Genomic DNA, 11,935 nt, shown 5'->3' with positions numbered 1-11,935 from the left:
AGCAGAAAGTCTATATTTATGGAGCAAGTATGACTTTCTTACCGGTCTGTCGTTCGAGTTTCCAAGCAAGATACACATGAAAAAAGAAAATTCGCGCAATCATTTTAGCGAACAACCAGCACGTAGCCGGAAGCGCAAAAACGGATAGAAAAATAAGTGGAACGTGCAGGGTGCTATTGCCGGTACCCATATGTATCGTCGATATCGCAAATCCCCCACCGATAGGACCTAATATCGAAACAACCCACATCGGCATGATCCAGGAGCGGCCTGGCCCCTCAAGCTCAGAGACTTCCGCATCAGAAGCTCCTGCCGGATAAATGATCCTGTCGCCCCTTACCATGTAGAGTTTTTTAGTCAAATCAAATCGGACAGTCGCACGCCGATAACTCCACCATGAAAGCACTACCCACCAAGCAACAATCAGAGTACAGGTCGAAAAACCGAGATATCGCAACCAAGTTGGCAGAGGAGCAAATCCAAAATAGAAAAAACACCATGACCCGAACATCAACCACATCGGCCCGAACATGCCGATGCACGTCGCAACGCCTGCCCAAACGAGTCGCTTCGATTGGCGATTGAAAATATAATTTGCAATCAGTACCAGCGAGGAAATAACCAGAACAGTAAGTGCAATCCTCCACGGCTGAAATGGCGATCCGCTGTCTCCAAACATGATCCAATAGATACCAACAGGACCAATGCCGATCACCAGACCTAACATCGCCGTTTTAAGATTATCGTCAATTCTCGTTCTTTCCACACCATCCCCACTGAGTCAAACTTCCCTTGCATCCTAATTCATGACGTCACTGCGCCGGAAATATTACCCACGACGATTCGGAGTATGAACTCCCATAATCAGCAGGAATTTGCTGCTCCAGCAGCTTTCCGGCTTCGCGAATGAGATTCGATACGTATTCGTTAAATTTCTCCATAGTCGCACCAGCCTCCCGGATCACCGACGCCAACCCTTCGGCCACGCCAAAATGGTTAAATGCCATGGCGACACCTATGCCGAATACCCATGTGACTGCCAACAACCCAAGGGCAATGACCGTAACCGGAAGGGCGATCGCCGTCCCACTTGCGACGAAAGCCAAGACTAGGGCGTATGCAATCGTTGCAAATATCGTCGTAAATATTGCCTGCAGCCCATCGGATATCAGTATTGCCAGCAAGTCCACTATGTCCTTATGCGCCGGACTGCCAACTGGCTCGAACCAGTAATCGTGAGCCCAGGCCATCGTATCTACTGCGAGGGCAAAATAGAACATCCGGCCGGTTAGCGTCTTGATACTCAATCCTCCTTTTACGCTTTCCCACGAAGCTCGAAACGGCGCGGTCAGAGAGCCCGTACCCGCAGCCAACGTCATGACACGCATGTCATTAGCTCGTGCCTGATAAGTAGCCAGGAGCCAGCCGAAGAGCTTGCGCTCCTTCGCGGACGTCGAAAACAGCAGACTAAATTCACCGGCCGAATTTCTATGCATCAGGAACTCGCGGTTCCAGAACTCCCTAAGCGGTCCATTCGGACCGAATGCATCCCATGCGTATCCGAATCCGGCCGATCCGGTGACCATTCCGATAAGAAAGTTCCGCGAGATCGTCCCCGTAGGATCCCATTTGAACACTCGGGTACCACTCTTAAAAAACGCAGTAAGCTCCTCTGGAACCTCTGAACCGCTGGTCTGCGTGACCTTAAATGCATGGATAGCCGGCAACCCTCCCCTGGGCTTGGTCGCTCTTGCTTCTGAACGCGGAACCGGTGCAGATGCGAATTGAGTCCTGCCTTCCGCCACGGCCGCATTTTTCAGCCCCGATCGCCCCGCTCGGGAGTGATCGAGGGCTGGCACGGGTTGCTGACCAGCGGTAGACGCGCTACCAAGCCGCTCCAGGTCATTCGCTAGCGTCTGACCAGACTGACTGTTGTGCAAGACGATCAACAAGGGCGCCGGCTTGTCCTTCGGGTCGTCAGTGCAACCCTTTGTACAGTCCATCTTGGCAATTGGATAGCACCCCAGTACCTTTTGGCCCTGCTTGAGAATCAGGCTCCCCTCGAAATTACGGCCGATCCAGATGTGACACGACTCCCCGTCCTTGAACGTCGTCTCACCGGTATTCACCTTTCGCTTCGTGTCATAAAAGCGCCCAGTCGGTCGATCGGGATGCGTCGTCGTGACGGTATACGTCGCGCCAGCATGAAGCTTGATGTCGAACACCACGTCCCGATGCTTGCGCAACAGCACCGTCAGATCCGTCTCGGCTCGGCAGCTCACTGCCTCCCCCGGCAAATCAATACAAACATTATGCTGAACAAGCGGCCTGCCCATTTCACTCTCCCGTCCGTTTGACCTGGCTGGCCACGAACTCGTCAAAATCGATGTTCTTCAATTCCGCCCGGCCTTCCGCGTCGAGCGCGACGCTATGTTCGGTCCCGTCCTCGGTCGCGAACTTGATCGGTTCCCCGTGCGGCACGTTGCCGTCGGCGTCGACATAGCGAATCCGCATGTCCGCCTTGCGGCCCTCGGCCTTGAACGTCTTGTGCATGCTCGTCGGCCCGCTGAATGCATGCTGCCCGCCCTTCACGTCGATCTGGCCCGGTGCGTGGATCTCGATGTTGCCGTCCTTGATCCGGACATACGCGCCGCCCGCCGTCAGCAGGATCTCCTGCTTCGCGACGCCTTCGATCGATGCCGTCGCCGATAACACCTTGATCGCCTTCTGCGCAATCATCTCGACGTTGTCGCTGTGTGCCTGAATCTCGACCGGCCCCTTGCCGGCGAAGAGCTTCATGCCCGCGTTCTGCACGAACAGGCTGAGCTTGTCCTTGACGCTCGCCACCAGCGACTTGCCGCTCGCGAGATGCGTGCTTTGACCGCTGACAAGGTTCACGTGCCGGTCCGCTGCCACGTGCGCGCTCTGCTGCGACGCCATTCCGATCCCCGCCGGGCTCGCGAACAGCATCACCGGCTCCTTGAACGCATTCGCGTCACCCGTCCCGCCGCCCGACGTCCTGCCGCCCGACGACGCCCCCGCCACGCTGTTCTTCGTCGCATCGGCGAACTGCTTCAATGCGTCGTGACCGGGGCCGAGGCTTTCGGCCTGATGCATTTCACTGGCCTGCGACATCGCTTCCAGTAGCCCGTCTGCATCGGTGAGTTGGTCCCGCGCCTCGCTCGCATCGAGCGGTTGGCTATTCGCCGCTTTCGGATGCGTCGTGACGTACAGCCCCTGCCCGGCACGCACGGCACCATACGCATCGGTGCGCAAGTCGAACCCCGAGCCGAGATACGCGCCCCGCGTGTTGCCGTTCTGCTCGATCAGGTAGCCGAGATGCAATAGCGAATTCGCACTGCTGCTGAACAGGCGTGCACGGTTCTGGCCGGTCGCGTCGTCGAGCACCATCTCGTTGTGCCCCGACCCCGCGTACTCCTTCGACCGGAAGCCCGACAGGATGCCGTCGCTATGCCACTGCGGCCTGGTTGCCCCGTTGTAGACGCGATGCATGACGATCGGCCGGTCGCAGTCTCCGCCGATGTAACCGATCAGCACTTCCTCGCCGACCCGCGGAATATGGACGGCGCCGTAGCCGCCGCCGGTATCCGACTGCACGACACGCATCCAGCACGATGCGGTTTCGGTGCCCCCGTTCTGCCGGTCCCAGACGAACATGACCTTGATGCGGTTCAGCTCGTCCGTATACACCTCTTCGCCCTTCGGCCCGACGACGACGGCCGTCTCGAGCTGCATCACGGGCTTCTTGTGCTCGAACGGGCTGCGATACGGCACCGCCGCACGTTGCGCTTCGACCTCGACGAGATAGAACCCGGCCGAACCGTCGTCATGACCCACTTCGAACGAAACAGCCGAACCGTGACCGGCTTTGGCCTGCGCGAGCCGCGCCTGCAGGCTGTGCGGGAAGTTCGCTTCGTGGTCCGAGATCGGCAGGTTGTTCTCGATGTACCGCGACACCTTCAAGGCCGCAAATTCCCGGTCCTGCGCCGAATCGCGGTCGTGCTCGGGATGGTCCGCCAGCGTGAAGCGCCGCCCCGCGTCGATCCCCCGCACGCCGCCCACGCCGAAGAAGCGTTTCGCGCGCGACTCCCATTCCTCGAGGCGGATCTTCGACAGATGCTCGCCGCGGTCCTGCCCCGCGTACGTGTATGCGCCGGTGTATTCGTAGATCTCCGTCTGGCCCGGCAGATCGCCCTGACCGGCCTTCGTGGGCAACGTCGTGCCGTTCGGATTGTCGGGCGTCGACGGCGATTTGTAATCGAACGTGCGCGTGGTGTGCTGCGAACTCTGCAAGGTGCGCGACGCGGCCCACTGCGTGAATCCGGTGGCTTCGCTCCCGGCTCCCGAGCGGTCGAACCGGACGATATTCGGCGACACTTCGTCGAGCGCGTGCAGGTCGTCGGTGATGACGAGCGTGTGCGCGCTGCCGTCCTCGGCATGCCGCCAGAAGCCGAACAGCCCTTCGTCTTCCATCAGGCGATGCACGAAGTTCCAGTCGGTTTCGCTCTGGCGACAGTAGGACCGCGACGGCAGCGGCTTCGACAGCGCAAACTGATAGCGCCCCCTGGCCTGTGGATGCGTATCGAACACGTCGGCCAATATCGCGTCGACCGGCTTGTCCTGCCAGTACCGCATGTCGCTGCGGAACTTGAGGAAGTGCATCCACGACGCAAAGGTAAGCTGGTAGCCCGACAGGCTGCCGTCCGTGCCGAGCCGGCGCGCCGTATGGACGTAGCCGTTGATCGGGAGATACGACCGGTCCACCTGCTGGATCCACAGCGTCATCGGCTGCGCGATCAGCGTCTTGAGCTCGACGTCGCTCGCGCTGGACACGAGATCGAGCGTCACGCTGAAGTCTCGGCCCAGTTCGGAACAGATCACGGCCCGGCGCGGCACCAGCGCGTTGTTCGGCAGCGACGGGATGTCTGTCTTCAGCAGGCGATCCTGCTGAATCAGGCCACCGCGAATCGCCTGCGCCAGTTCTGTCATGTTCATGCGTCACTCATCTTCTTGTTTGCCGCGGACCCGCCCGGGTCCGCGCTCTCAGGAAAGAGCCCTTCTCTCACCGCACGACGGCGTCCGGGCACGCGTCACGCGCGCCGCCACCACATCGTCTTCACGACTGCTCGTCCGGCCTCACACCCAGCAACTCACGAATATGCGACAGCGAGCCGTCGTCCTTCACGACGCTCTCGAGCCACTTGTGCAGCGGCATGTCGGCCCATTCGGCGGCCTTGTCGGCGAGATACGCGACCGGGCTGTGCGGCTCGGTCTGGCGGAAGTAACGGGCGACCGCGCGCAACTGGTCGACGGCCTGCGCACGGTTCTGGATGCCGGCGATCATCTGCGTCACCGGGGCGCGCGGAACGGGCTGCGGCTGCACGTGAGTGTCCTCCGTCTGGATCGGGTTGCCGAACACCGGCTCGATGCGCTCGGGCTGCGCCTGCTGCGCCGCCTGCGTGTGCGGCGCGCTGCCCGTATAGCCCTGCTCGCGCGCAAAGCGCTCGGCGAGCCGGTACACGGTCTCGAACGCATCGCGCGCCTGCCGGAAGCTCGGCGCCGAATCGCCCGCGCGCTCGACGAGCCGCTCCTCGAACGCATCGAGCGCGAATTCGAACGCCTTCAGGTTCGCGAGCAACGCGGTGTAGAACGCGATCGACGTCACGCGCCGCGACGAATCGATCTGCTCGATCGACGGCTTGCCGCGTGCGATGTCGTCCGCATGTTCGGGGTCGCGCTTGATGGCCTGCGCGACGTGCTGCGCCACTTCCCAGTCGAGCGTGCTGAACGCGTTCGACGCGCCGTCCGTCATCGGCACCGCGCGCAGCAGCTCGGCCGTGCGGCCGGACAGCCACGCGACGTTGCCGAGCCGGTGCTCGGTGTCGCCATCCTCGGGCAGCGGGTGGACGGTGTCCCAGAAGTCGCGGCACAGGCCCTCGAGCAGCGCATAGCCTTCGGTGAGGCCGGTGATGCCGTCCTCGAGCGCGAGCGCCTCGGTCAGCCACACGGCGAGCCGCAGGTCCTTCGTGCGCGTGCGCAGCAGCTCGCCTGCATGGTCGACCACGAAGCCCCAGTCGGCCTCCTTGATCTCGGTCACCCACTCGCCCTGGTCGAGCGTCGGATCGTCGTAGCGCCGCGCATCCTGGATCGCGTCGAATTCGTTCGAAAACAGCAGATCGTCGCCGCTGGGCGACGCCTCGCTGATCGGCGTCAGCAGCTCGGGGAGATTGATCGGCATGGTTCGGTCAGTTCATCAAATGCTTGCGTTGCTTGGCCGCGCTCATTCGACGGTGTACGTGAATTCGCCGGCCTCGTCCGCGCGCACCGCGATGCGCGCGATGGCCTCGCCGTCGGCGATCCGGCCGAGCACATGGCCCGCGATCTCCGGCAGCAGCGTGCCGTTCAGGATGTGGTCGACGTTGCGGGCGCCCGAATCGACCTCGGTGCAGCGCGCGAGCACCGCCTCGACGAGCGACTCGTCCCATTCGAACACGGCCTTGTGGTTCGCCTCGATCCGGCGGCGGATCCGCTCGAGCTTCAGCTCGATGATCTCGGCCAGCACGTCGTCGGAAATCGGGTAGTACGGCACGACCTTCATCCGCCCGAGGAACGCGGGCTTGAAGGTCTTGTACAGCTGCGGGCGCAGCGTCTCGGCGAGCGCGTCCGGATCGGGCAGCTCCTCGGCCGGCTTGTTCAGGCACGCCTGCATCACCGCGGATGAACCGACGTTCGACGTCAGGATGATCAGCGTGTTGCGGAAGTCGATCTCGCGGCCTTCCGCATCGTCCATCGCGCCCTTGTCGAACACCTGGAAGAACATCTCGAGCACGTCGGGGTGCGCCTTCTCGACCTCGTCGAGCAGCACGACGGAATACGGGTTGCGGCGCACGGCCTCGGTCAGCACGCCGCCTTCGCCATAGCCGACATAGCCCGGCGGCGAGCCCTTCAGGCCCGACACGCTGTGCGCTTCCTGGTACTCGCTCATGTTGATCGTGACCATCTTGCGCTCGCCGCCGTACAGGATGTCGGCCAGCGCGAGCGCCGTCTCGGTCTTGCCGACGCCCGACGGCCCGACGAACATGAACACGCCGCGCGGCTTGTTCGGATCCTCGAGGCTCGCGGTCGCGGTGCGCACGCGCTGCGCGATCGCTTCCAGCGCGTGATCCTGGCCGATCACGCGCGCGGCGAGCAGCGGCTGCAGGTTCAGCACGGTGTCGATCTCGTCCTTCACCATCCGGCCGAGCGGAATGCCCGTCCACGCGGCGACGATCTCGGCCACCACGTGGCCGTCGACCTGCAGCGGCACCATCGGCTCGCCGTCCTGCAGCGCGTGCAGCGCCGCGACGCGTTCGGCGAGCTTGTCGCGGGTGGCTTGCACGTCGACCGGCTGGCCGTCTTCCGACGGGCCGCGTGCCTTGTCGAGCGCTTCGCGCAGTTCGGTGATCTCGGCGACGATCACGCGCTCGGCTTCATAGCGCGCTTCGTCCTTCGCCAGTTGCTCGAGCGCCGTGTCGCGCGTGCCGCGCAGCTCGCCGAGCCGCTCGTCGTGCGACGCGCCGCCCGCTGCCTCGCGCTCCAGCGACGCGATTTCCGCGTCGATCCGCTCGATGCGCTTCTTCGTGTCGTCGATCGCCGCCGGCGTCGCGCTGTGCGCGAGCGCGACCTTCGCGCACGCGGTGTCGAGCACGCTGATCGCCTTGTCCGGCAGCTGGCGGCCGCTGATGTAGCGGTGCGACAGGCGCACGGCCTCGGTGATCGCGTCGTCGAGGATCCGCACGTTGAAGTGCTTCTCCATCAGGCCGGACATCCCGCGCAGCATCGCGGCCGCGAGCGGCTCGCTCGGCTCCTCGACCTTCACGACCTGGAAGCGCCGCGCGAGGGCCGCGTCCTTCTCGAAGTACTTCTTGTATTCGCTCCACGTCGTCGCGGCGATCGTGCGCAGCTCGCCGCGCGCGAGCGCCGGCTTGAGCAGGTTCGCCGCGTCGTTCTGACCGGCCTGGCCGCCCGCGCCGATGATCGTGTGCGCTTCGTCGATGAACAGGATGATCGGATGCGCGCTCTTCTTCACCTCGTCGATCACGCTCTTCAGGCGGTTCTCGAACTCGCCCTTCACGCTCGCGCCGGCCTGCAGCAGCCCCATGTCGAGCGCGTGCAGCGCGACGCCGCGCAGCGGCGGCGGCACGTCGTCGGCCGCGATGCGCAGCGCGAGACCCTCGACGACCGCCGTTTTGCCGACGCCGGCCTCGCCGGTCATGATCGGATTGTTCTGGCGGCGGCGCATCAGGATGTCGATCGCCTGGCGGATCTCGGCTTCGCGGCCGATCACCGGGTCGATCTTGCCGTCGCGTGCGCGCTGCGTGAGGTTGGTCGTGTACGTGTCGAGCGCGGGCGTCTTCGACGGGCCAGATGCGGGCGCCAGGCCGTCGGCGGCCGGCGCGACGTCGCTCCCTTCGTCGTCCGCCTGACGCGGCTCGGCTTCGCTCGAGCCGGCCATGATCTCGTCGAACTTGTGCTTCAGGTCCGTCACGTTCATTTCCGCGAACTGCGACGACATCCGCTGCGCGAACTGCGCGAGATCGGGCGCGGTCAGCAGCGCGAGCAGCAGGTGCCCCGAACGGATGCGGCCGAGCTGCGAGTCGAGCGACGCGATCAGCCAGGCGTGTTCGAACAGCGCGATCAGGTGCACGGAGAACACCGGCGTGCGCGTGTTGCCCGTCTTCAGGCGCGTCAGTTCGCGCTCGAGATCGGCGTGCAGCGCATGCGGATCGACGCGGCTCGCGCGCAGTGCGAGCGGCAGGTCGCCCGTCGCTTCGTCGAGCAACGCGAGGAACAGGTGCTCGAGATCGACCTCGTAGTGGCCGCGCGCCAGGCACGCGCTCGCCGCACGCTCGGTCGCGTGGCGGCACAGCGGGTTCAGTTTCGTGATCAGGGTCTTCAGAGGCGTGCTCATGGCGTCGATCTCAGGTTCGATTGCGTGTTTGTTGTCGTTTGGAATGAGTGAATCAATGAATCACGTGCAGTTCGTAGCGGGCGTCGGAGCGGTCGTCGATCGCGTCGCGCGTGCAGAGGAACGCGTCCCAGCCGAGCCGCGAGCCCGCGCCGAGCACGCTCGCGCCGACTTCGGTGCGCTTGAGCACGAGCTTCACTTCGTATTCGAGCGTGACGCCGGCGAGCAGCGTCAGCATCCGCTCCAGTGCGATGGCGTGCGCGCCGCCGGGCAGGAACGCCTCGTAGTCGCGCTTGAACAGCGGGCCGACGACGATCCGCGCGCGCATGTCGCGCTGCCACACGCGTTCGCCGACGAGCGCCGTCGCGCCGAGCACCGCGTTGACTTCGCCGAGCACGCTCAGCTGGTCGGGCGGCACGTCGTACCACTTGCCGACGAACTGGTCGATCTTCACCGGCACGCGGAAATAGTCGGACAGCGTGCGCTGCAGGTACGCGGCCGACATCGGCCGGTGCCGCGCGGCAAGCGCATAGCCGGCCACGGCCTCGTCGAGCACGCCGCCCACGCCGGCCGCGAGACTGTCGCGCACCTCGTCGCTCGGCACGCCCGCGATCGCGAGCAACAGCGGCAGATAGCGCTCGTCACGGTCGAGCTCGTAGTGGAACGGCAGCCGGTATTTCTTCCACGCGGCATAGAACAGCGCGGTCGCGCGGTTCGAGAACACGTCGAAGAAGGCACGCGCCGCATGGTCGCGCTTCAGGTGCTCGCGCGCGACGATCTGCTCGGTGTAATGCAGCGGCAGCGCGCCCTGCCCGCCGAGCAGCCCGAAGAACGCGGGCGTCAGCTCGACGTGGCCGAGCTCACCGGCCGCGAGCGCGGCGCCGCGCGCCTCGCCCGTGTCGAGGTGGGTGCCATCGTCGTCGAACGAACGCGCGCCTTCGATCTCGCTCGGCGGAAAGCCGAGCGACAACGTATTGCGGAATTCGATGCGCTGCGCGACCACGTCGCCCTGCCGCCACGCGCCGGGCGCGTCCGACGCCTGCCGCGCGAACAGCCCTTCGAGCACGCGCACCGCCTGGAAAAACTCGAAGCGGTGCGGCTCGTCGAGCAGCGCGTCGACTACGCCAGGATCGATTCGCCGGTCCGGGGCTTGCATCGGATGATCTCCTCGCCGGTGCGCTTCGACACGACGACTAGTTGAACGAAACTGTTGAGGTGCACGTACAGCCCGAAGAAGCTGTCGAGCACGCGCACGAACGAGGCCAGGCTCGCGCCGACGAAGTGTTCCTCGTCGATCGTCAGGCGGATCTCGATGCCGCGCACGAAGGTCGCGAACGGCTTGCCGGGCAGCCACTGCACGGCGCCGCGCTGCTCGATGCCGGCCAGGCCGTCGATCTGGCGCATCGACACGGCGGTGCGCCGCAGGTCGTACAGCGTCAGCATTTCCTTCAGCGGCGCGAGGCCATGCGCGACCAGCGACACGTGATTGAGCGCGAGATGCGACACGAGCCGCCAATGCGCGGCGCGGCCGCGCTCGAAGCGCACGCTCTGCGTCGGGCGGCACAGTAGTGAAATGCCGCTCGTCTGCGCGCCGCCTTCCTGGAACAAGTCGCCGCCTTCGAGCCCGAACGCGAGCATCGCCGGCAGGTCGCGGTTCGTGCAGGTGAGGTCGAGGCTCAGCGTGTCGGTCTGCGGCGACGTCGGCTCGAAATCGATGTCGACGATCGAGATCTCGGTTTCGTAGCCGGGGCTCTTCTGCGCGACCCAGTCGTTGCGGCGCGCGAACCAGTAATGGCCGATCCGCGCCGATTCACCGTGGTGCAGCGAATAGAACGGCCGGAACTCGATCACCGACTCCTCGTGCGCCTGCTGCCTCACGAGCTTCACCGAATCGATCGAATACACCTCGTACGCGAACGCGCGCCGCGCCTCGGCGATCACCGGGTAGGACACCGCGCGGTGCGTGATGCGGATCGGTTCGCCGTGCTGGCGGAACAGGTTGACGATCGGCGTGCAGAACAGCCGGAAGTGGCTCGCCGTCAGCAGTTCGAGCAGCCGCGCGACGTGCGAATCGCTGCGCACGTCCTGCAGCACGAGATGCAGCGTCGCGCGCTGGCAGCGGCCGCTCGCGCGCGCGATCGCCGCGATGTCGAAGTCGACGAAATCGAACTTGTCGGGGAACGCGAAGTATTCGGTGAGCAGGCGATACGCGGGATGCGATTTCGCCGGGTAGTCGATCAGCGCGTCGTCCTCGTCGAAGCCGGCATGCGCGATCGGCAGCTTGCGCAGCGCGGTCCAGCGGCCGTTGCGTTCGGGCTCGACATACGCGCCGAGCACGTTGACGAACAGGCAGTCGGTCAGCGCGGCGACGAACGACTGTTCGCCGTGCAGGTGCGCGCGCAGCGTCGGCAGCTTCAGCGCGCCGAGATCGAGCTGCGCGGCGAGCGATTCGAACGTGATCGAGATCACGCCCGTCGCGTTCGACGGCAGCACCGTCGCGCTCGGCGCGAGCGCGACCGGCGTATAGCGGGCTTCCGAGATGCGGATCGGCGCGAGCGTCACGTCATAGGCGGTGCGGAACCGGCACTGCACGCCGCGGATCGGGCGGCTCTTCAGCTCGGTGCCGCGATCGATCACGACCGGTTCGGTCTGCTGGCCGGGCGACGCCGGCGTAAACTGCGCGATCGAGCACGACGGGAACGGCCGCAGGTAGTGCGGATACAGCACTTCCAGCAGCGCTTCGGTGAATTCCGGGTAATCGTCGTCGAGCTTCTTGTTGATGCGCGCGCCGAGCAGCGCGAACGACTCGATCATCCGCTCGACGTGCGGATCCTCGCAATGCTCGCCCGACAGCGCGAGCCGCGCCGCGATCTTCGGATAGCGTTCGGCGAAATCTCGCGAATAGCGCCGCAAAAACGATAATTCGCGCTCGTAATACGGCAGCAATTCTTCCATCGACGACCCCGA

The 11,935-nt window shown here is 64.4% G+C and carries 7 protein-coding genes; all 7 read right to left on the bottom strand.

Translation table 11 applies throughout. The features are described 5' to 3' along the window. Positions 1 to 16: 16 nt before the first annotated feature. Positions 17 to 766, bottom strand: coding sequence for a hypothetical protein (locus tag CFB43_RS37520; RefSeq protein WP_144023031.1), 750 nt, complete (start codon positions 764 to 766; stop codon positions 17 to 19). Between the two features lie 46 nt (positions 767 to 812). Next, positions 813 to 2,336, bottom strand: coding sequence for a hypothetical protein (locus CFB43_RS02175; RefSeq protein WP_089493994.1), 1,524 nt, complete (start codon positions 2,334 to 2,336; stop codon positions 813 to 815). Between the two features lies 1 nt (position 2,337). Continuing rightward, on the bottom strand, positions 2,338 to 5,016 hold the full coding sequence (locus CFB43_RS02170) for a type VI secretion system Vgr family protein (protein ID WP_089493993.1): 2,679 nt from the start codon (positions 5,014 to 5,016) through the stop codon (positions 2,338 to 2,340). A gap of 121 nt (positions 5,017 to 5,137) precedes the next feature. Next, complete coding sequence (gene tssA / locus CFB43_RS02165) at positions 5,138 to 6,259, bottom strand: type VI secretion system protein TssA (RefSeq protein WP_089493992.1); 1,122 nt, start codon at positions 6,257 to 6,259, stop codon at positions 5,138 to 5,140. Positions 6,260 to 6,301: 42 nt separating this feature from the next. Continuing rightward, entirely contained in the window at positions 6,302 to 8,971 is a 2,670-nt protein-coding gene (gene tssH / locus CFB43_RS02160; protein WP_089493991.1) for a type VI secretion system ATPase TssH, read from the bottom strand. Positions 8,972 to 9,023: 52 nt separating this feature from the next. Next, complete coding sequence (gene tssG, locus CFB43_RS02155) at positions 9,024 to 10,124, bottom strand: type VI secretion system baseplate subunit TssG (protein WP_089493990.1); 1,101 nt, start codon at positions 10,122 to 10,124, stop codon at positions 9,024 to 9,026. Further along, complete coding sequence (tssF, locus tag CFB43_RS02150; protein WP_089493989.1) at positions 10,088 to 11,923, bottom strand: type VI secretion system baseplate subunit TssF; 1,836 nt, start codon at positions 11,921 to 11,923, stop codon at positions 10,088 to 10,090. Before tssF ends, tssG begins: the two co-directional genes overlap by 37 nt. Between the last annotated feature and the right edge of the window lie 12 nt (positions 11,924 to 11,935).

Source organism: Burkholderia sp. AU15512 (genome assembly GCF_002223325.1).
Taxonomy (GTDB): domain Bacteria; phylum Pseudomonadota; class Gammaproteobacteria; order Burkholderiales; family Burkholderiaceae; genus Burkholderia.
Note: the sequence above shows the minus strand (reverse complement) of the source record. Positions and strands in the feature narration are given on the sequence as shown.

Excerpts from the sequence above, each read along its gene's own strand:
- CFB43_RS02175 (WP_089493994.1), bottom strand. The coding sequence starts at position 2,336 with ATGGGCAGGCCGCTTGTTCAGCATAATGTTTGTATTGATTTGCCGGGG.
- CFB43_RS02170 (WP_089493993.1), bottom strand. The coding sequence starts at position 5,016 with ATGAACATGACAGAACTGGCGCAGGCGATTCGCGGTGGCCTGATTCAG.
- tssA (WP_089493992.1), bottom strand. The coding sequence starts at position 6,259 with ATGCCGATCAATCTCCCCGAGCTGCTGACGCCGATCAGCGAGGCGTCG.
- tssH (WP_089493991.1), bottom strand. The coding sequence starts at position 8,971 with ATGAGCACGCCTCTGAAGACCCTGATCACGAAACTGAACCCGCTGTGC.
- tssG (WP_089493990.1), bottom strand. The coding sequence starts at position 10,124 with ATGCAAGCCCCGGACCGGCGAATCGATCCTGGCGTAGTCGACGCGCTG.
- tssF (WP_089493989.1), bottom strand. The coding sequence starts at position 11,923 with ATGGAAGAATTGCTGCCGTATTACGAGCGCGAATTATCGTTTTTGCGG.